Annotated in this window: 21 protein-coding genes; 10 read left to right on the top strand and 11 right to left on the bottom strand. The window is 66.5% G+C overall.

Going from position 1 to position 19,347, the window contains the following annotated elements; all coding sequences use genetic code 11:
* Nucleotides 1–4: 4 nt before the first annotated feature.
* Nucleotides 5–367, bottom strand: coding sequence for a hypothetical protein (locus ACOGJC_RS11815; RefSeq protein ID WP_419845196.1), 363 nt, complete (start codon nucleotides 365–367; stop codon nucleotides 5–7).
* A 197-nt stretch (nucleotides 368–564) separates the two neighbouring features.
* The gene (locus tag ACOGJC_RS11810) at nucleotides 565–1,062 is read right to left on the bottom strand and encodes a nuclear transport factor 2 family protein (RefSeq protein ID WP_419845195.1); all 498 of its coding nucleotides are present in this window, start codon (nucleotides 1,060–1,062) and stop codon (nucleotides 565–567) included.
* A 52-nt stretch (nucleotides 1,063–1,114) separates the two neighbouring features.
* Between ACOGJC_RS11810 and selD the strand changes: the two genes are divergently transcribed.
* Complete coding sequence (gene selD, locus ACOGJC_RS11805) at nucleotides 1,115–2,176, top strand: selenide, water dikinase SelD (protein ID WP_419845194.1); 1,062 nt, start codon at nucleotides 1,115–1,117, stop codon at nucleotides 2,174–2,176.
* Here selD and ACOGJC_RS11800 read toward each other — a convergent pair whose 3' ends face one another.
* Nucleotides 2,177–2,839, bottom strand: coding sequence for a histidine phosphatase family protein (locus ACOGJC_RS11800; RefSeq protein ID WP_419845193.1), 663 nt, complete (start codon nucleotides 2,837–2,839; stop codon nucleotides 2,177–2,179).
* 104 nt (nucleotides 2,840–2,943) lie between these two features.
* Between ACOGJC_RS11800 and ACOGJC_RS11795 the strand changes: the two genes are divergently transcribed.
* From ACOGJC_RS11795 to ACOGJC_RS11785, 3 genes are read left to right on the top strand one after another with little or no spacing between them, the layout of a single operon-like run.
* Nucleotides 2,944–3,570, top strand: a complete 627-nt coding sequence (locus tag ACOGJC_RS11795) for a glycerol-3-phosphate acyltransferase (RefSeq protein WP_419845192.1) — start codon at nucleotides 2,944–2,946, stop codon at nucleotides 3,568–3,570.
* Nucleotides 3,571–3,607: 37 nt separating this feature from the next.
* Entirely contained in the window at nucleotides 3,608–4,870 is a 1,263-nt protein-coding gene (locus ACOGJC_RS11790) for an MFS transporter (RefSeq protein ID WP_419845191.1), read from the top strand.
* The gene (locus ACOGJC_RS11785) at nucleotides 4,867–5,691 is read left to right on the top strand and encodes a DegV family protein (protein ID WP_419845190.1); all 825 of its coding nucleotides are present in this window, start codon (nucleotides 4,867–4,869) and stop codon (nucleotides 5,689–5,691) included. The genes ACOGJC_RS11790 and ACOGJC_RS11785 overlap by 4 nt, the downstream gene beginning before the upstream one ends.
* On the opposite strand, the gene ACOGJC_RS11780 is transcribed toward ACOGJC_RS11785, so the two are convergent.
* The 4 genes from ACOGJC_RS11780 to ACOGJC_RS11765 are packed head-to-tail and all read right to left on the bottom strand — an operon-like array spanning nucleotide 5,688 to nucleotide 8,386.
* Nucleotides 5,688–6,116, bottom strand: coding sequence for a nuclear transport factor 2 family protein (locus tag ACOGJC_RS11780; protein ID WP_419845189.1), 429 nt, complete (start codon nucleotides 6,114–6,116; stop codon nucleotides 5,688–5,690). The genes ACOGJC_RS11785 and ACOGJC_RS11780 overlap by 4 nt on opposite strands.
* Before the next feature lie 48 nt (nucleotides 6,117–6,164).
* Nucleotides 6,165–7,106, bottom strand: a complete 942-nt coding sequence (map, locus tag ACOGJC_RS11775) for a type I methionyl aminopeptidase (RefSeq protein ID WP_419845188.1) — start codon at nucleotides 7,104–7,106, stop codon at nucleotides 6,165–6,167.
* A gap of 37 nt (nucleotides 7,107–7,143) precedes the next feature.
* Complete coding sequence (locus ACOGJC_RS11770; protein WP_419845187.1) at nucleotides 7,144–7,602, bottom strand: MaoC family dehydratase; 459 nt, start codon at nucleotides 7,600–7,602, stop codon at nucleotides 7,144–7,146.
* A 10-nt stretch (nucleotides 7,603–7,612) separates the two neighbouring features.
* Nucleotides 7,613–8,386, bottom strand: a complete 774-nt coding sequence (locus ACOGJC_RS11765; RefSeq protein WP_419845186.1) for an enoyl-CoA hydratase — start codon at nucleotides 8,384–8,386, stop codon at nucleotides 7,613–7,615.
* A 40-nt stretch (nucleotides 8,387–8,426) separates the two neighbouring features.
* On the opposite strand from ACOGJC_RS11765, the gene ACOGJC_RS11760 reads away from it, so the two are divergent.
* Nucleotides 8,427–9,329: a cation diffusion facilitator family transporter gene (locus ACOGJC_RS11760; RefSeq protein ID WP_419845185.1), complete on the top strand. Its 903-nt coding sequence runs from the start codon at nucleotides 8,427–8,429 to the stop codon at nucleotides 9,327–9,329.
* Here the strand turns inward: ACOGJC_RS11760 and ACOGJC_RS11755 are convergent, their stop codons facing one another.
* Together ACOGJC_RS11755 and ACOGJC_RS11750 are read right to left on the bottom strand one after the other, a co-directional pair.
* On the bottom strand, nucleotides 9,330–9,752 hold the full coding sequence (locus tag ACOGJC_RS11755) for a Zn-ribbon domain-containing OB-fold protein (protein WP_419845184.1): 423 nt from the start codon (nucleotides 9,750–9,752) through the stop codon (nucleotides 9,330–9,332).
* On the bottom strand, nucleotides 9,749–10,915 hold the full coding sequence (locus ACOGJC_RS11750; protein ID WP_419845183.1) for a thiolase family protein: 1,167 nt from the start codon (nucleotides 10,913–10,915) through the stop codon (nucleotides 9,749–9,751). The genes ACOGJC_RS11755 and ACOGJC_RS11750 overlap by 4 nt, the downstream gene beginning before the upstream one ends.
* 63 nt (nucleotides 10,916–10,978) lie before the next feature.
* Here ACOGJC_RS11750 and ACOGJC_RS11745 point away from each other — a divergent pair, with 63 nt between their 5' ends.
* Genes ACOGJC_RS11745 through ACOGJC_RS11735 form a run of 3 tightly spaced genes read left to right on the top strand, consistent with a single transcriptional unit; the run spans nucleotide 10,979 to nucleotide 14,533 of the window.
* Nucleotides 10,979–12,196 carry a CaiB/BaiF CoA transferase family protein gene (locus ACOGJC_RS11745; RefSeq protein WP_419845182.1) on the top strand — a complete coding sequence of 406 codons (1,218 nt, stop codon included), beginning with the start codon at nucleotides 10,979–10,981 and terminating at the stop codon, nucleotides 12,194–12,196.
* Nucleotides 12,197–12,229: 33 nt separating this feature from the next.
* Complete coding sequence (locus tag ACOGJC_RS11740; protein WP_419845181.1) at nucleotides 12,230–13,219, top strand: MDR family oxidoreductase; 990 nt, start codon at nucleotides 12,230–12,232, stop codon at nucleotides 13,217–13,219.
* A 24-nt stretch (nucleotides 13,220–13,243) separates the two neighbouring features.
* The gene (locus tag ACOGJC_RS11735; RefSeq protein WP_419845180.1) at nucleotides 13,244–14,533 is read left to right on the top strand and encodes an amidohydrolase family protein; all 1,290 of its coding nucleotides are present in this window, start codon (nucleotides 13,244–13,246) and stop codon (nucleotides 14,531–14,533) included.
* A gap of 6 nt (nucleotides 14,534–14,539) precedes the next feature.
* Here the strand turns inward: ACOGJC_RS11735 and ACOGJC_RS11730 are convergent, their stop codons facing one another.
* Nucleotides 14,540–15,493, bottom strand: a complete 954-nt coding sequence (locus tag ACOGJC_RS11730; RefSeq protein ID WP_419845179.1) for a TIGR03564 family F420-dependent LLM class oxidoreductase — start codon at nucleotides 15,491–15,493, stop codon at nucleotides 14,540–14,542.
* A gap of 103 nt (nucleotides 15,494–15,596) precedes the next feature.
* Here ACOGJC_RS11730 and ACOGJC_RS11725 point away from each other — a divergent pair, with 103 nt between their 5' ends.
* Together ACOGJC_RS11725 and ACOGJC_RS11720 are read left to right on the top strand one after the other, a co-directional pair.
* Entirely contained in the window at nucleotides 15,597–16,232 is a 636-nt protein-coding gene (locus tag ACOGJC_RS11725; RefSeq protein ID WP_419845178.1) for a carboxymuconolactone decarboxylase family protein, read from the top strand.
* A 2-nt stretch (nucleotides 16,233–16,234) separates the two neighbouring features.
* The gene (locus tag ACOGJC_RS11720; RefSeq protein WP_419845177.1) at nucleotides 16,235–17,767 is read left to right on the top strand and encodes a class I adenylate-forming enzyme family protein; all 1,533 of its coding nucleotides are present in this window, start codon (nucleotides 16,235–16,237) and stop codon (nucleotides 17,765–17,767) included.
* Here the strand turns inward: ACOGJC_RS11720 and ACOGJC_RS11715 are convergent.
* Nucleotides 17,764–19,341 carry a FadD3 family acyl-CoA ligase gene (locus ACOGJC_RS11715; protein WP_419845176.1) on the bottom strand — a complete coding sequence of 526 codons (1,578 nt, stop codon included), beginning with the start codon at nucleotides 19,339–19,341 and terminating at the stop codon, nucleotides 17,764–17,766. The genes ACOGJC_RS11720 and ACOGJC_RS11715 overlap by 4 nt on opposite strands.
* Nucleotides 19,342–19,347 lie beyond the last annotated feature (6 nt).

Raw genomic sequence — 19,347 nt, 5'->3', positions numbered from 1 at the left:
TTCCTCATCGGGCTGGTCTGAGCAGTGCGCCACCTATTGCCGCCGATGCCCCTCCGGCATAGGCCACGAAGAGGCCCCGGCCAACCCTTGCGCCGGCCACATCCAAGTCGTCATCGATGGCCAACCCTTCAGCGACGCAGAACCCCATCACGGCCAATCCGGCAACTACAGCCGCCAGCCACATGCGCGCGCTGTTACCCGCCAACGTCGCAGTCAGCAGCGCCCACAGCATCACCGCCCCCACCAGGATCAACAGCCAGGAGTCCGCAGCACTCCCTAGCCCCAGCAGCCAGGGGATTTCGCTGTCCAACGCTCCCCGGTCCCCCGAGTCGGCTTGGGCCCAGGGAAGCAGCAAGCCAGCCGTCATCAAAGCCACTGCTGATCCCATGAAGGCAAGGCCCGTTCTCTGTCTCCTTAGAGAAGATCGGCTGTCGGACCAAGCAGCTGAGAATCCGACCGCCTCACCCCTCGATTCAGCCCACGATTGTCCGTCCCAATAGCGGTAGTCGCGCTGGCCCTGCTCAGAGTACCAGCCGGGTGGCGCCCGGCGAGTCGGGGGGTCGCTCATCCTGACTCCACGTGGTCGGTATAGCGCACATCTCCCTCGGACAGGTCAAAGGTGAGGTGCTCGCGCATATCCCCGATTTGGTCGACGATCACCATCCGGCACGCGAACCGCCACTGCCCGTCGACCAACGCGAAGTCATCGTGGTAGCGGCCGGCGACTATGGGCTGCAACGGCAGAGCATCGGTGCCCTGGTGGACGGCAAAATACGAGCGGGCGGTGGCCGTCTTTTCGTCTTCGGCGATATCGACGATCACGTTGCTGGCCACGTGCCGAGTGCGCAGCGTGCCATCACCGTGGACCTTGTTGGTAGCTCGATAGAAGGCGGCAACATCGTCGCCCGACATCCCATCGTCGGGATCGGCTGCGCTGGTGGAGGTGAGCACGCCGTGGGAGAAGAGCTCGCCGAGCTCGTCGAACCGGGCCAAGTCCACGCATTCGGCATAGGTGTACATGAGGGCCTTGATCGACCGCACTGCCTGCTCGTGAGAAGTCACCAGAGCAAAGCTAACCCACTCCAACCAGTGGCGGCCCGGTAGCGTCGGAACCGTGAACCCGAAAACCGGAAGGCTCACGGCCTACAGCCACGGCGCCGGTTGAGCCGGCAAGCTCGGGCCAGCCGAGCTGGCGCAGGTCGTGCGCTCACTGCCAACCCCAACCCACGAGAACCTGATCGTGGGCACCGAGACCGGCGATGACGCCGCGGTATGGCGTCTTGGGGAAGGCCGCGCCCTGATCTCGACCGCCGACTTCTTCGCTCCAGTGGTCGACGATCCCCACACGTGGGGGCGCATTGCGGCCACCAACGCTGCTTCCGATGTCTACGCCATGGGCGGTACTCCGCGGTTCGGGCTGAATCTGGTGGCCTGGCCCCAGGGCGAGCTTCCCCTGGAAATCCTCACCGAAGTGCTGGCCGGTGGGACGGCGGCCGCCGCGGAGGGGGGATGGGCGGTGGTCGGCGGCCACACGGTGGACGGACCCGAGCCGATGTACGGCCAGGCGGTAACCGGAGAGGCCGACGAGAAAAGCCTGCTCACCAATGCTGGAGCCCAGCCGGGCCAGTCGCTGGTGCTGACCAAGCCGCTCGGCACTGGGCTTTTGGCCACCGCGGTCAAGCGCTCTGAGTCAGAAGCGATCCAACCCGGCGGCTGGTTAGCCGAGGCCTACGCCGCCGGTGTGGCCGAGATGACCCGCCTCAACGACAGGGCCGCCATGGCTGCCCTTGAAGCCAAGGCCACCACGGCCACCGACATCACCGGCTTCGGCCTGCTCGGCCACCTCCAGAAGCTGGCAGCCGCCAGCGGTACCGGCGCGGTGATCCGGGCCGAGGCGGTGCCGGTGCTCCCCAGCGCCTGGGATCTGTTGGATCAAGGGTTCGCCCCCGGCGGGACGGCCCGCAACCTCGACCATGTGCGCCCTTGGGTCAAAGGAACCGACGACCAGCGGGTCTTGACCATGTTGGCCGACGCCCAGACCTCCGGCGGCCTGTTGTTCGGTTGCTCACCGGTTGCGGCTATCGACGCAGTGGCCCATCTGGCCGATCATGGCCACACCGCGGCCGTGGTGGGAGAGATCACCGCCAGCGATCCCGGATATGTCGTGGTGATCTGACTAGTCGGCGGGTTCGGTGCGGGGAGGCATCCCGTCCAAGTGGGCAGCATCGTTGTATCGAACCAGTCGCCACACGCCGGGCTCGTCGGTGGTCACGAACTCGGTGATGGAGGTGTTGAGGGTCCAAAGGACGAACTGCGTGTTCATCCCCAGGCCCATGAAGAGCCTCATGGCGATGTCGATCACCCCGCCATGGCACACCACCATCATGGTGGTGCCCGGGTACCCCTCAACCAGCTCGTAGAGCGCTTGGCCGGTGCGGTAGGAGAAGGCCGCCAGGCTCTCCCCGCCGGGGGCCAGCGGCAAGTGGGGGTGGAAATCGCCGGTCCACTCGAACAGGGAGCCGAACTCCTGATAGCCGACACCATCGGCCTCACCGGGGCGGCGCTCCACCAGGTCGGGATGGGTATGCACCTTCAAGCCGCCCAGTGATGGAGAAAGTAGATCGGCCGTCTCGATCGCTCGAGGCAGCGTGCTCGACCACAGAGCATCCACCTTGGGCTCATAGCCCTGCATGTATCGCTCTCCCAGGGCTTCGGCCTGACGGCGGCCCAGGGTCGACAAACCCGTACAGGCCAGATCGCCGCCGATGATCTGCTTGACGGTCACCTCCGATTCGCCATGGCGGATCAACAACAAGCGGGTTCGTTCGCCGGAGCTCATCTCGGCCCCATATTGCCACGCCGAACCACATCTTCGGGCTTCCAGAGAGGCTTCTTCGACAACCTGTGGCAAAGCAGCCCTGGCATGGGGCAGAATCTCTAACGATGATGTGGGGGACGCTGGTGCTCATCGTGGCCTTTGCGGCCGGTGCGGTTCCTTTCTCCTACATGATTGCCCAGTCGCTGGCCAGAACGGACCTGCGCCAAGTGGGTACCGGCACGGTGTCGGGCACCGGCCTCTACCGTGTAGCCGGATTCATCCCCTTGGTGGTGGGCGGCCTGCTCGACGTGGGGAAGGGTGCTCTAGGGCCATTCTTGGCCGGGGACCGCTGGCTTTTGATGGCCTTCGCCGGCGCGGTGTCGGTGATCGGCCACAACTGGTCGATGTTCCTCAATGGCGCTGGCGGGCGGGGGCTCTCCCCGGCGTTAGGGGCATTCGCGGTTATCGCCTGGCCCGCGGCCTTGTTCTTGCTGGGCGGGCTGGCCCTGGGCCGGATTCTGCGCCACACCGGGCTCGTGGTGTTCATCACCATGCCCGCGCTGCCCCCATTCCTGCTCCTGGTGGCCGACGGCCAAGCCGCGATCGCCACCACCATCATCATCGTCCCCATATTGATCAAGCGCGTTCTGGGAAACGAGCCGCTCCCGGCCCCCAACCGCCTGAAGGCGGCCGCCCACCGACTGGTTTTCGACAACGACAGCTGGGTCGGAGCTACCCCCACCAACCCTTGATTCTCGTAGTCCTCGCCGGTCTAGTGACCCGAGAGCCTTGAGCCTTCGCAACAAGGTTGGCTTCCGTCGCCTTCTGATCGGACAGGGGGCGTCCGCGCTCGGCGACTGGATGGGGACCTTCGCCCTCATGGCGCTGGTCGACCATCTGAGCGACTCGGCTGCGGCCGTGGGCGGCATCTTGGCCTTTCGGCTCATACCCGCGGCGCTGGGGGGCACGCTGGCCGCCAAGCTGGTGAACCGGTGGGATCGCCGGCGAACCATGATCACCATGGACCTGCTGCGGGCCGGGATGATCGCGGTGGTTCCCTTCGTGCAGGAACTGTGGTGGGTGTATTTGTGGGCGTTCGCGTTGGAGGCGCCCAGCGTGGTGTTCCTGGCCTCTCGGGACTCTGCTATCCCCGATCTGGTGGACGAGCCCGATTTGCCGCTGGCCAACGCCGCCATGATGGGATCGTCCTACGGCAACATCCCGATCGGCGCGGGCCTTTTCGCGGCGTTCGCCGCCCTTCCGCTCGACGATGGCTGGCTGGGGTCGCACCCCTACGCCCTGGTTTTCTGGATCGACGCCCTCACCTTCGGCGTCTCCGCTTACTTCATCGCTCGAGCGCTCGGTGGACTTCAGAGGCGGGAACCCTCCCCTCAAGCAGTTCCAGACAGTGTCGTCGTCTCCGACAGTGAGATTTCCCTCTCCCCCAGTCGGCTCCGCGATGCCTGGTCAGTGCCGCTGGTGCGTCGGGTTTTGCCGGCCACCGCCGCAGCCGCGGTTGGGCTAGGGGCCCTGTTCTCACTCGGCATCAAGCTGGTGCAAGAGGAGTTGAAGGCATCGGACATCGAATACGGCGTGCTCATAGTGCTGTTCGGGGCCGGTGCAGGTATTGGCCTAGCGCTCACCCATAAATCCCGGCACGTGGACCTGCTCGTGCTCACCCGGCGGGGGGCGCTGGTCATGGGCGCGCTAGTAGCGCTGATGAGCCAGAGTCCCACGGTTTGGCTGACGTTTCTCGGTGCCGCCGGGTTCGGGGCGGGGGCTACCGTGGCCCTCACCTCGGGGATGAGCGCGCTCCAAGCCCGGATCCCCATGGAGGAAGAGCGGGTACTGGCCTTCTCGGCGTTCCACGTGGTGATCCGCATCGGTCTGGGCGCGGCCGCGCTCGGGGCGGGGGCCATCGGCGACGGGCTTAACGGGGCCGGGCTGCCCGGCACCCGGTCGGTGCTTTTGGCATCGGGTCTGCTGGTGCTGGCCTCAGCCGCCACCGTTCGCCCGATTCTCGACGTCGATGTCGAAAAGGCCCGCGAGTGACCGTCGGCATCATCACCGACAGCACCGCGGCGCTACCCGAGGAGGTGCGGGCGGCCTGGGGCATTGCGGTGGTTCCGCTCATGATCACCGTGGACGGCCGCACAGTGGCCGACGGGGAACTCGACACTTCAGACATCCTTGCCGCCAAGACCCACTCGTCTTCGGGCCCGTCTCCGGGGGCCTTTGTCGAGGCGATCGCCGATCAAGACCAAGGCGACGGCGTTGTGGTGGTGACGGTGACGTCCACCCTGAGCATCACCCATCAATCAGCCGTTCTGGCCTCCAAGAGCGCGGCTGGCCCGATCGCGGTGGTAGACAGTCGAACCGCAGCCGGTGGCCAGGCCCTGGTCGCGGTAGCCGCGGCCCGAGCCGCCCAGTCCGGCGCCGCGTTGGACAATGTCGTTGCCCGTGCGGAGGATGTCGCCAAGCGGATCACGCTGGTGGGAGCGCTGGCGAACCTCGATCAGCTGATCCGCAGCGGCCGGGTGCCGGGCCTGGCAGGCCGAGCCGGCAATCTGCTTGGGCTGCGCCCCATGTTCGACATACAAGACGGGGTGATCGGCCGTCTGCGCCCCGCACTCAGCGACGAGGCCGCCTACCAGCGCATCCTGGCCCAATGGCGACGTTCCCGACCTGCGGAGGGCGACGCCCAACTGCACCTCGTCAGCCTCCACGCCGAGGTTCCCGACCGAGCCGTCGAACTGCTCGACGCGGTCACCGCCGAGGTGCAGCCCGCTGACTCGTTCATCAGCGGCTTTGGCCAGGCGATGATGATCAACTCCGGGACCGGGGTCCGCGGCCTGGCCTGGTACTGGGACTAAATCCCGGGAGTGGTCTCGAGGGCGGGAGCCCAGTCGCCCATATCGGGCATCATCTGGCGCGACACATAGCGCCACCGCCCATCCTCTTTGCGCAGGTGATCGCGGTACACGCCGGTGATGATCAGCTCGCGAGGCTGGCCGGGAGGAGCGGTGTAGTACACCTCCAAGTAGACCCTCGCGGAGGCTTCGTCGCCCTCTCCGTCAATTGACAGGTTGCTGATCACGTGGCGGGTGGCCGGGTTGATCGCCGCCGCGAATGCGACCAAGTCCTCGTGTCCCTTCACCCCTTCGGGCATGCCGAACTCCAGCGTGCCGTCGGGCACGAATAGCTGGGCCCATGCTTCGGCGGAGCCGCTATCGATCAGGTGGTTGTAGTCGGCGGCCAGCTTCTGGATGGCCAGGATGTCTTCGACGGGAAGTGCCATGGCCCCATCTTGACAAGAAGAGCGGCGCTCAGCGAATGCCGAGGTGGCTCACTCTTTGGCGTAGACCTCGGCGGCGCCCTCTCCGGCCGGTGTTCGGGTGAGGATCTCCGCCTCGTCGTCGTGGCACAACAGGGTGTGCTCGAACTGTGCGCTGCGCCGCTGGTCGGCGGTGACCGCGGTCCACTCGTCGTCCCACAGATACAGATTGGGTGAGCCCAGCGTGAGCATGGGCTCGATGGTGAAGGTCATTCCGGTTTCCAGCGGCGTGGTGTGGGCGCGGTCGTAGTAATGGGGGATCTGCAACCCGGAGTGGAACTCGGTGCCCACTCCGTGGCCGATGAACTCCCGCACCACCCCCAGACGATGGAGCCGGGCATGGGATTCGATGGCCTTCCCGATGGCGCTTACCGGAGCCCCGTTTCTCACTGCGCCGATGCCCTGGTACATGGCGGTCCGCGTCTCCCTCACCAGCAGGCGGGAGTGGTCGTCCACCTCGCCGACTTCGAACGTCACCGACGTGTCGCCGTGAACTCCGTCGAGGAATACAGTCACGTCGATGTTGACGATGTCGCCATCGGCTAGCGCCCGGCTGTCGGGGATGCCGTGGCAGATGACCTCGTTGATCGACGTACACACCGACTTGGGATAGCCCCGATAGTTGAGCGGGCTGGGATAGGCCCCCCGGCGCACGATTTCGTCGTGGACTTCGGCGTCGATGCTGTCGGTGGTGACTCCAGGGGCCACCAGCCGACCGGCGAACAGCAGCACCTCAGCGGCCATCTGCCCCGCCCGGCGCATGGCCTCGATCTCGTCGGCGTTCCGCACTGCTGATGATGTCGCAGGCCCCGGCTCCCCCGTTCGGGCATACGGAGGTCGCTCAATCTCCCGAGGCACCCGCCGCCGCGGCCCCACCAATCCCGGTCGCACCGGAGGATCCGAGACCGGCACCCGCTCCAACGTCGCAGTCCGCGACCGCTTGCGCTTCGCCATCGCCCGCTAACTCTACCGGCCCTCGTCGCAACCAGGCTCAGCGCATGTAGCGGGTGAGGCTCTCCACTACGCAGGCTGGTTTGGGGCTGCCCTCGACTTCCACGGTGATGGTGATGACGGCTTGCACGCCGCCGGCGATCTCGTCCACCGAACTGAGCTCGGCGCCCACCCGGATGCGCGATCCCACCGGCACGGGAGCAGGAAACCGGACCTTATTGACGCCGTAGTTGATGCCCATGGACAGCTGCTCAACGGTGATCAGGCTGGGCAAGAACATGTTGGTCAGCGACAGCGTGAGATAGCCGTGGGCGATGGTGGCCCCGTACGGACTCTCGGCGGCGGCCCGTTCGGGGTCGATGTGGATCCACTGGTGGTCGCCGGTGGCGTCGGCGAACTGGTTCACTCGCTCCTGGGTGATCTCCATCCAGTCGCTATAGCCCAAGTGCTGGCCGACGGCGGCGGGCAGGTCGTCAACAGTGGCAAAAACGGTTCCCATAAGCGGGAAGCTACTGCCCCTGGCGGCCCGACCACGAGGGGGAGCGCTTGGCCAAGAAGGCGTCGATGCCCTCTTGGGCATCAGCAGTGGCCGCGTTGGCCGCCATCACCTGGCGGGTGAGGTCGTAGGCCTCGGGCTCGCCGCAATCGAGTTGGCGGTAGAACGCCTGCTTGCCGATGGCGATGGTGTGATCGCTGAAGCGGGTGATCCGGCCAGCCAATTCGTCGACCGCGGCCCGCAGCTCATCGGGAGGCACCACTCGGTTCACCAGACCCCAAGCAGCGGCGGTAGACGCATCGATGGGATCGCCGGTGAGCAGCATCTCCATGGCCCGCTTGCGGCCCACCGCTCGAGAGATGGGCACCATCGGCGTGGAGCAGAACAGGCCGATGCGAACGCCGGGGGTGGCGAAGGTCGACTCAGTGGAGGCCACGGCCAAGTCGCAGGCCGCCACCAACTGGCATCCGGCGGCGGTGGCCACCCCGGCCACCTCAGCGATAACCGGCTGGGGCACGGTGTGGACGGCGTCCATCAGCTCGGTGCACACCTCGAACAGGTCGTCGTAGAACTGGGCATCCCGGTCGACCATCTCCGACAGGTCATGGCCCGCGGAGAATGCTGGGCCCTCGGCCGCGATCACGATCACCGCGACGTCGGTCCGCTCCCCGAGTTTGTGGAGCGACTCGACGAGGGACTCCATCAACTCCAAGCTCAGCGCGTTGCGCCGCTTCGGGTTGGCCAGCGTGATGCGGGCCACCGATCCGTCGGTCTCAATGCTGAACACAACCAGAGGTTACCCGCCCTCGGTGTGCTACCCATTAGGCATGGCCGCCGGAGGAGGTACGAAAGCCGTATTGGCTGCGCTGTTCGCCAACCTGGCCATCGCCATCGCCAAGTTCGTGGGCTTCGCCGTGACTCGCTCGGCCTCCATGCTGGCCGAGGGGGTGCACTCCTGCGCCGATACCGGCAACCAGGCCCTACTGCTGTTGGGCGGCCGATTGTCCAAACGGGACCCCACCCCCCGGCATCCGTTCGGCTACGGCCGGGAGCGGTACTTCTGGTCGTTCGTGGTGTCCATAATCCTGTTCACGCTGGGCGCGCTGTTCGCCATCAACGAGGGCATCGAGAAGGTTCGCCACCCCCACAAGCTGGAATCGCTGTGGGTGGCCATCGGCATTCTGATCTTCGGCATTGTGGTCGAGTCGCTGTCGTTTCGCACCGCCATCGTGGAATCCAACAAGGTGCGAGGCAAGCTCTCCTGGGGCACGTTCATCCGCCGCTCCCGCACTCCCGAGCTGCCGGTGGTGCTGCTGGAAGATCTTGGCGCCATGTTTGGCTTGGTCTTCGCCCTCATTGCCGTGGTGCTGGCCGAGGTCACCGGTGAGCCCCGCTGGGACGGCGTGGGCACCCTGGTCATCGGCGTGCTCCTGGGAATTATCGCCATCGTTTTGGCTATCGAGATGAAGAGCCTGCTGATCGGCGAGAGCGCCACCGAAGAGGACCGGGAACGGCTGCGGGCGGCGCTGGACGATTCGCCAGAAATCGACCGGGTGGTGGACATCCGCACCCAGCACCTCGGCCCCGAGGAACTCCTGGTGGCCGCTGAAGTGGACTTCGCCGATGACTTATCCGGCGACCAAATGCCCGCGGCCGTAGCCGCGGTAGAGGCGCGCCTGCGCGCCGCCGTCCCCGCCGCCACCCACGTCTATCTGGAGCCTTCGAGCTAGCTAGTCAGCCGGCTCGAAGTAGGGCAGGGTGATTTCCTCGCTCAGCTCGACGAAGGTGGTCTGCACTCGCATTCCCACGTGGACCGCGTCTACGGGGCAGTTGATCAGGTTGGCCAGCAGCCAGAAGCCTTCGTCGAGGGTGACGATCACCGCCACGTAGGGCACGGTGAACGCCGGAGTCTGGGGGCGCCATACGGTTGTCCAGGAGTACACCTCGCCGAGGCCGGTGCTGACCTCCCACTCGAGGTTCTCCGAGAAGCAGGCCGAGCAGGCCGGGGCCGGGTCCATGGTGATGGCGCCGCAGTCCTGGCATCGCTGGAAGCGAAGCTCACCGACCTGGCAGCCGTCCCAGTAGGGCTGGGAGTAAATCGTGGGCACGGGCAAGGGGATGCCGGGCGACTGGGGTTGGAGGATCTCGCTCATGGCGTCTCTGTTCCCAGCAGCATCACGTCGGTGAACAGTGCACCGGCGCCGCCGTTGGAGCACATGGCCACCTGGGCATCGGGCACTTGGGACGTCACGCACGTTCCCCGCAGCTGCTCCACCCCCCGAATGACCCGCTGAAGCTGCTGCACCGCCGCCCCGCCGTGGCTGAACGACATGGTTCCCCCGTCGGTGGTCACCGGATACTGGCCACCGGGGCCGATCCGGCCGTCCATGATGAACTCGCCGCCTTCGCCCTCCTCGCAAAACCCGTAGGCCTCGAACTGGCGAATGATCTCGAACGAGAACGGGTCGTAGAACTCGCACACGTCCACATCGGCGGGGCCGAGCTCGCCCATGGCAAACGACTTCTGGGCCGCCCATCGGCCGGTGTAGCCGTTGTTGCGCCCGCTGGGGCCGGCCAAGTCCCACGCCGGCGGGTGCTGGTAGGAGGGACCGAAGCTGTCGCAGGCCCCGCCCAGGATGTACACCGGCTTGTTGGGCAGGTCTTGGGCCCGCTCCCGGGTGGTGAGGATCAGCGCGCAGGCCCCCTCGGACGTCATGGCGCAGTCGAGCAGGTGGAAGGGGTCGGACACCATGCGGGACGCCAAGATGTCGTCCGGAGTAAAGGGCCCCCGCCCGTGGTATACCGCATCGGGGTGGGCATGGCCGTTGTTGCGGATGGTGGCAGCCACGGTGGCCAACTGCTCGGGGGTGGTGCCGTGCATGTGCATGTGGCGCTGGGCGATGAGGGCGAACTCCGCCGCGGTGAACATCCCGTAGGCCACCACGAACTCGTGGGCCGGCCGGGTCCACGGGGCAGTGGAGGCTCGCTCGGTGTAGACGCCCGCCGATCCGTGGGCCACCAACACGGTGTGGCACTGGCCGGTGGCGATGGCGGAGGCGGCGTCCAAAATGGTGGGGATCGACGGGGCCATGTAGTGCCGCCACGACGGGCCGTTGCGCATGTAGTAGGTGAGCGGACCGCTGAAGGGACCGGCGGCGACGCCGTCGATGTCCCACGGGGTGAGGCCAGTGTCGGCCAGCACCCGGTGGACGGCTTGGAAGGTGATGGTGGTGGAATCGTGGCCTTCAAGGACACGGGCTTGCTCGGAGTTGGCTATGCCGACGATGGCGACGTCGTGAAACGGGTGTTTGGCCACGGCCTCAATGTCTAGTCGCGGCGGAGATGGGTTGCGACTTGGGGAAATGGTAAGCAAGGGAACATGAAGCCGTTGGAGGGTGTTCGGGTTGTTGACTTGACTCGGGTGGTTTCAGGACCGGTTTGCACTTGGTTCTTGGCTTCATTGGGGGCGGAGGTGATTCGGGTGGATCCGCCGGGTGGGGATGTTACCTGGCGCATTCCACCGTGGGTGGGGCCTGACGGCGAGCAGTCGGAGGCCATGGGGCCCGACGACATCGGGATCAGCTACCTGCGCAAGGGGCGGGGAAAGCGCAGCGTGGTGCTGGACCTTGGTCGGCCCGAGGGGGCGGACGCATTTCGAAGGTTGGTGGCCAACGTCGACGTGTTGGTGGACAACTTCCGGCCCGGAGTCATGGATTCGCTGGGTCTGGGCTATGAGACCCTGTCCGAGCTCAACCCCCGGCTGATCCATGCGTCCATCACCGGGTTCGGCCCCGACGGGCCCGACGCCGATCTGGCCTCTATGGATCTCATCATCCAAGGGCGCTCGGGGCTGATGGCCAAGTCGGGCTTCCCCGACGGGCCCCCCACCAAGGCCGGTGCCACCATCGGCGATCAGTTTCCCGCCGCGCTCTGCGCCCTCGGGGTGGTGGCCGCCCTGCGCCAGCGCGACATAGACGGCCAAGGCCAGTACATCGACGTGGCCATGCTCGACGGCCTGGTGACCATGCTGTGGGACGAGCCCCTGGACCTCTACCGCGAGCGAGGCCTGCCCGACCGCATCGGCAACGGCGACCCCCGAGGCATCTTGGACACCTTCGAGTCCCAAGACGGCTGGGTGACCCTGGTGATCACCTCCGACGCCCAGTACAAGCGGCTTACCGAGGAGATGGGTCGGCCCGATCTATGGGAGCTGGGCCCGAATGTGCCAGTTCGGGCCGACAACCGGGCCGAGATCTGCGGTGAGGTGGCCGCCTGGATGGCGCAGCAGACCACTGAGGAGCTGGTGGCCCGCCTGCAAAAGATCCGCGTCCCCGCCGGAGCGGTGGCCTCCGCCTATGCCGCCGACGACGACCCCCAAATCCAACACCGCCAAGCCCTAGTCCCCCTCCAACACCCCCACGCATCCCAACCCACCAACCGCCTAGGCCCCGCCTTCCCAGTCAAGTTTTCCCGGGCCAACACCGACCAAACCCCCGCCGAAACCCTAGGAACCAGCACCCAAGCAGTACTCCAAGACATTGCCGGCCTGACAGAAGAAGAAATAAACAGCCTCCGCGCGGAAGGAGTCCTCGGGTAGGCGGGCTTGAGTTGCCTGAGGCAGGCTGGCGGGATGTTCAGAGCCCTTTTGCTCAACCAAGACGACGACGGCAATCGCTCCCACGCCATCACCGAACTCGACGACACCGAACTCCCCGACCACCCGGTGATCGTGGACGTGGACTACTCCACGCTCAACTACAAAGACGGCCTGGCCGTCGTGAACGGCGCCCCCATCGTGCGCACCTGGCCCATGGTCCCGGGAATCGACTTGGCCGGCACGGTGGCCCGCAGCGACGACCCGGCGTGGTCGCCGGGCGATGGGGTGATCGTGAACGGCTGGGACGTTGGTGAGTCGCATTGGGGGGGTATGGCCACCAAGGCGGCCATGGACGGAGGATGGCTCACTCCCCTACCCGATGCTTACACCTCGCATGAGGCCATGGCGGTGGGTACGGCGGGCTACACCGCCATGCTGTGCGTGCTGGCCCTCGAGGAGCACGACATCAATCCTGACTCCGGACCAGTGGTGGTCACCGGTGCCGCTGGCGGGGTGGGCAGCGTCGCCGTCGCAGTGCTGGCCCAGCTTGGCTATGAAGTAGTGGCCTCCAGCGGTCGCATCGACACCGAGGGCAACTATCTGCGGGAGCTGGGCGCAGCCGAGCTGATCCACCGCGACGAGCTCTCCGGTCCAGCTCGGCCATTGGGCAAGGCCCGTTTCGCCGGGGGGGTCGACACGGTGGGCAGCCACACCCTGGCCAACATCATTTCTCAGACCCAGCCCCACGGGTGCGTGGCCGCCTGCGGGCTGGCTCAGGGCATGGACTTCCCCAGCTCGGTGGCCCCCTTTATCCTGCGGGCCGTGACCCTGGCCGGCATCAACTGCGTCTACGAGCCCGCCGAACGCCGAGCCCAAGCCTGGAACCGCCTGGCCCGCGACCTCGACACCGCCAGGCTCGAGGCCATGACCTCAACTATCGGCTTGGCCGACGTCCCCGCCGCCGCCGCCGACATCCTCGCCGGTGAAATCCGCGGCCGGGTGGTAGTCGACGTCAACCGCTAAATTCTCAGCCAACGGAGGAGACCGATGGATCATCACATCGTCATCAGCGCTGACACACACTGTGGTGCTGACTTGAGGGCTTACCGGCCCTACTTGGAGTCTCGCTACCATGCCGAGTTCGACGAGTGGGCCGACTACATGGACGGGCACAACGAGCGGCGCAAGGAGATGTTCGCCGACATGGAGCGCTCGCCGATGGAGGTGGGGGTCGATGGCGACCCCGAGGTGTGGGGCCATCGCAACTGGTCTTCGTCGGATCGCCTAGCTGAGCAGGAGGCCGACGGCTTCATCGCCGAAGTGCTGTTCCCCAATACCCAGCCTCCGTTCGCCCCGCCTGCCGCCACCGCCTTTGAGGCGCCGCCCTATAGCGACAACTTCGAGCATCGCTGGGCCGGCCTGCGAGCCCACAACCGGTGGGTGGCCGACTTCGTCAGCCAGGCTCCTGAGCGCCGAGCTGGAATCGCCCAGGTGTTCTTGGGTGATGTGGAAGGGTCGGTCAAAGAGATCGAGTGGGCCGCAGAGCACGGGTTGAAAGGCGGCGTCCTCATCCCCGGTGCTCCGCCCGACTCACCGTTCGAGCCGCTGTACTCCAAGGCCTACGAGCCCATCTGGGCGGCCACCGCGGCGGCAGGTCTGCCGCTGAACCACCATGCCGGTGGCGGGTCGCCCAACTACGGCAACCACTTCCCGTCGTCGTTGGCCATGTTCATCCTCGAAGCCACCTGGTGGACCCAGCGGGCGCTGTGGCACCTCATGTTCTCGGGAGTGTTCGAGCGCTACCCCACTCTGAAATACGTGACCACCGAGACCGGCACCGCCTGGGTACCCGAGACCCTGGAGAAGTTGGAGAGCTTCTTCCATCGGATGAAGTACTCCAAGTACGGCTCTGAGACCGTGTTCGGCAGCCAGGCGGTGGCCGACATGTCGCTCACCCCCAGCGAGTACTTCGCCCGCCAGTGCTACATCGGGGCGTCATTCCTGCGGCCGTCGGAAGCTCTGGCTACCCGCACGGTGGGCACCGACCGGATCATGTGGGGCTCCGACTATCCCCACATCGAGGGCTCGCATCCCCACACCCGCCAGCACCTGCGGCTCACCTTCGCCAACCTCACTGAAGAGGAGACCACGCAGATCCTCACCACCAACGCCGCTGAGGTGTATGGCTTCGACCTCGAGGCGCTGGCCCCGCTGGCCGAGCAGTTCTGCCCCACCAAGGCCGAGGTGGCCACTCCCATCGACTACGCCGACATCCCCGAGCGGGCCAAGGGCTGCCCGGGCATGAACCCCCTCAACCAGATCCAGCCCGCGGCTTAGCGGATCTCAAATCTCCGGGGTCAACGAGGCCAAAAACTCCCGGGTGCGCCGGCTGGAAGCAATGAGCTCGTCGCGGCCGTCACCCACGGGTAGCACCCGCACAGAGAGGTCGGTGACGCCGGCGTCGGCAAACGAGCGCAGTCGCGTCATCACCGCGGCCTCATCCCCCACGGCCATGATGTCGGACACCCCCTCGGCGTCGCCCCGATCCAGCAACCGCTGGTAGTTGGGGGACACCTCGGCCTCGGCCAGCAGCCTCTCGGCCCGGGCCTTGGCCGCGTCCACCTCGCCGGGGCGGCACAAACACACCGGCACCCCGGCCACGATGCGGGGTGGAGGCCGGCCGGCCTCGGCCGCCGCCTCGGTGATCCGAGGGGCGATGAACTCTCCGATGGCCCGTTCATCGGCCAGCCACAGCGTGGTGCCATCGGTGCGGGTTCCGGCCAACCGCAGCATGATCGGCCCGAGGGCGGCCAACAGCACCGGGGTGGCCGCCTGGTCGGTGACGTCCATCGGATTGTTTATCTGAAAGTGCTCGTTGTCGACCTGAACCGGCCCCGGCCCGGCCAGGGCTTGGTCAAGCACGTCGAGGTACGAGCGGATCTGGGCTGCGGGCCGGTCATACGACAGCCCCAGCATGTCCTCCACGATCCAGTGGTGCGATGGGCCTAGGCCCAAGCTGAGCCGGCCTTCGCAAGCGAGTTGCACCGAGAGCACCTGTTGGCACAGCGCAACGGGGTGGCGGGTTTGGGCCACCACCACTGCGGTTCCCACCTCCACCGTCGAGGTGGCCGTGCCGATCAGCGCCGCCGCCGTCATGGCATCGAACTCGTCGGGGATCTGGGGGATCCACACCGACGAGAACCCCGCCGCCTCGGCCTGCTGGGCCGCTTCGATCATGCGAGCGATCTTGGTGTCGTACCGGCGCCGCTCAGGCCCCACCATCAGTCCTATGCGCACAACAACTCCTCCTCCCCGTTCATACCAGACGCCAGCGGCTAGACGGAGATGGGAGCCCAATCGGGGTCGGTTACGATCCCCAGAGGCTTCCAAGGAGGACCGGGTGGGCAGCTCAGTAGATGAATCTGAAGACTCGGCCAACCGACCGCGAATCGCCCCTCTGGAATTGCCGGAGTGGACGCCGGAGGCATTTGCCGCCATGGAGCCCATGCGGCCTCCTGCGGGATCGGCCTACGACAAGCGCAAGACCGACCGCAAGCAGCAGGTGAGGCGGCCCAACAACGCCTTGTCGGTAATGGCCCGCCATCCCGAGCTGGCCAGGGCATTCCTGGAGTTCAACCGCCATCTGCTGTACTTCAACTCTTTGCCTGGTCGGGCCATCGAGTTGGTGGTGCTGAGAGTGGCGTGGCTGCGCCGAAGCGAATACGAGTGGGTCCAGCATGCGGCCGCCGCTCTTGAGGCGGGTCTGACCGGCGAGGAAATCGACCGCACAGCCGCTGATGCCCTTGAAGGGTGGGCGCCTGAGGACGCCCTGTTGCTGCGGGCGGTGGATGAGCTCCACCACGACCACGGCTGGTGCGATGCCACTTGGAACGAGTTGGCTGAAGCGTTCGATACCCGCCAGGTCATGGACCTGCTGTTCACCGTGGGGGCCTACGACACCCTGGCGGTGGCGTTCAACTGCTTCGACCTGCCCCTCGATCCCGAGCTCGAGGGCAAGGGCTTCCCATCGGCCTAGAGATGTCTTCGATATTTCCGCCGCTTGACTACCCGAAGAACGCCAGCGCTCACAGCCTGCTGGATAAAGCGGCCGACCAGCACGCCGACCGGGTGGCCGTCCGGTTCAAAGACCAGACGCTGAGCTATCGGGAATTCAACCAGCAGGCTGAAGGGTTCGCCCGCCTGTTGGCCGGACGGGGCGTGTCTGCCCATCAGCGCGTGGCAGTGATGGCCTCAAACCGGCCTGAGTTCTTCACCGCGGTATACGGCATCCTCAAGCTGGGGGCCTCCGCGGTGATGATCAGCTCGGCATGGAAGCAGGCTGAGACCGCCCACGCCGTCGACCTCACCGGGCCGGTTTTGGCCGTCACCGACGGTGACACCCACCTGCGCCTCCCGCCCCAGCTGGCCGACCGTGTGATCCACCTCGACAACGACCCCGAGGTCGCCGCCCTGGCCGACGGCCCCGCAATTTCCCCGTCGGCGGACCTCGATTGGGATCACACCGAGGCGGTGTTGATGTTCAGCTCGGGCACCACCGGCATGCCCAAAGCGGTGCGCCACACTCACGCCAGCATCAACGCGGCCACCGTCATCTGGGGTGAAGTCCTAGGTCTGAACCATGAGGACCGCTTCCAGATCACTACCCCGCCGTTTCACATCCTGGGCCTGCTCAACATGTTCTCTTCGGTGTGGGCCGGCTCGTCGGTGCGCCTCCACCCCCGGTTCGACCTCGAAGCCATGCTGGGCGCCATCGAGGCCGACCGCATCACCCTGGAGATGGCGGTAGCCCCCATCGCCCTGGCCATGGCCAACCACCCCAACTTGGAGGAATTCGACCTGTCGTCCCTGCGCTACATCATGTGGGGGGCCACCCCGGTGACCGAGAGCGTGGCCCAGCGGGTGACCGAGCGCACCGGCGTTCCGTTCATGCCGGCCTACGGGGCCAGCGAGGCGCCCGTGCTCACCAGCAACCCGATCCGCCGACCCGAGCTGTGGCGGCTGGACTCTCCCGGACCGCCCGTCCACGATGTGGAGATCCGCATCACCCACTTGGAGACCGGGGAGGTGCTGCCCCCCGGCGAGGTCGGCGAGATCCAGGCTCGCAGCCCGGCGATGATGGCCGGCTACTTGCCGGTGGAGGCAAACGCCGACGCATTCGCCGACGGGTGGTACCGCACCGGCGACGTTGGGTGGATGGAGTCCGACGGGTGGCTGCACATCACCGACCGGGTGAAGGAGATGATCAAGGTGAAGGGCTTCCAGGTGGCCCCCGCCGAGGTGGAGGCGGTGCTGCTGGGCCATCCCGATGTGATGGATTGCGCGGTGTTCGGGCTGCCCGATCCCGATTCCGGCGAGGCGGTGACCGCCGCTGTGCAGTTGGCTGATGGCGCTGCTGCCACCGAAGAGGAGCTGAAGACCCTGGTGGCCGACACGCTGGCCGGCTACAAGCGCCTCCACGCCGTTCACTTTGTGGAGTCGGTCCCCCGGCTGCCCTCAGGCAAGACCCTGCGGAGAGAGCTGAAGCTCCAGTTTGAGCCGCCTTCGGGTTAGGAGTCGGTCAGTAGCTCGCTCTTCATCACCTTGCCGGTGGCGTTGAGCGGTAACGACTCTCGCAGCACCACCGACCGGGGCACCTTGTAGTTGGCCATGCGCTCCCGGCACCACGCGATCAGCTCGTTGGGATCCACCGAGGCGCCGGACTGGGACACGATGAACGCTCGGCCTACTTCCCCCAACCGCTCGTCGGGCACCCCCACCACTGCGGCCTGGGCCACCGCCGGATGGCCCAGCAGCATGTTCTCGATCTCGGCGGGGTAGGCGTTGAACCCGCCAACGATGAACATGTCCTTGATGCGACCGGCGATCCTCAGATAGCCCCGGTCGTCCAATATCCCCAGGTCGCCGGTGTGGAGCCACCCGTCGGCATCGATGGCCGCGGCGGTGGCCTCGGGGTCGTCGAAGTAGCCGGTCATCACGCTGAACCCTCGCACCAACACCTCGCCGGTCTCGCCAACAGCGGCCTCCCGGTCTCCGTCGGTCACCCGGATTTCCAGGTCGGGCATGGCTCGACCCGCGGTGGTAGCGATGGTCTCGGGGTCGTCGCCGGGCTGGGTCCCAGTGCAGGTGCCGGCCTCGGTGAGGCCGTAGCCGGTGCAGACTCGCTGGAACGGCAGCTCTTCGTGCATCCGGCGGATCAACTCCACCGGGATGTCGGCCGCACCGGTGACAGCCACCCGCAGGCTGGACAGGTCCCGGGTCGGGCGGGTGGGGTGGTCGAGAATCGTCTGGTAGACGGTGGGGGGACCAGGCAGCACCGCGATCTGCTCCGCCTCTACTAGGTCCAAAACCTGGTCGACGTCGAACACCGGCATCGGGTACACGGTCGCTCCCCGCAATAGGCAGGCCAGCCAACCGGCCTTGTAGCCGAACATGTGGAAGAAGGGGTTGACGATCAGATACCGGTCGCCCTGCCGCAGATCGGCGAAGTCACACCAATCAGAGAACTGTCGCAGGGTCTGGCCGTGGGTCATCATCACGCCCTTGGGTGCGCCGGTGGTGCCCGACGTGAACAAGATGTCGCTGATCTGGTCGGATCCCACCGCCTGTCGCCGGGCTTCCACTCCGTCGGGAGATACCGTCTCCCCCGCCCTCAGAAAGTCAGCCCACGACACCGCTGCGGGCACGTAGTCGGCCTCTCCGGGGGGCAACACCACCACCTGCTCCAGTGCCGACAGGTCGGCATCGGTCTGGCGGAACAGACCGGCGGGGTCGATTCCGGCGAACCCGGCCTCGGCCACCAGGAGGCGAGCCCGGCTGCGGGCCAGGATGTAGGAGGTCTCGGCCGGTTTGAAGCGGGTGTTCACCGGCACCAGCGCGGCCCCGGCCGCCTGGAGGCCCAGTGCAGCGATGATCCACTCCAAGCGGTTGGGGGCCCAGATCGCCACCCGGTCGCCAGCCTGCACCCCGGCGGCCTGCATGGCCGCGGCGGCTTGGTCGATCTGCTGCCCCAATTCCGCGAAGGACACCGAGTTGTCGCCCTCCACCACCGCGAGGGCGTCGCCGAAGCGGGCCGCAGCGCTTTGGGCCATGTGCGGAATGCTGGCCCACTCACCCGATTCAGTCATGGCGGC

The organism is Candidatus Poriferisocius sp. (genome assembly GCF_965204015.1).
In the GTDB taxonomy this organism is placed as follows: Bacteria; Actinomycetota; Acidimicrobiia; order Acidimicrobiales; family Bin134; genus Poriferisocius.
The sequence above is the reverse complement of the archived record's forward strand: the minus strand, read 5'-3'. Positions and strand labels throughout refer to the sequence as shown.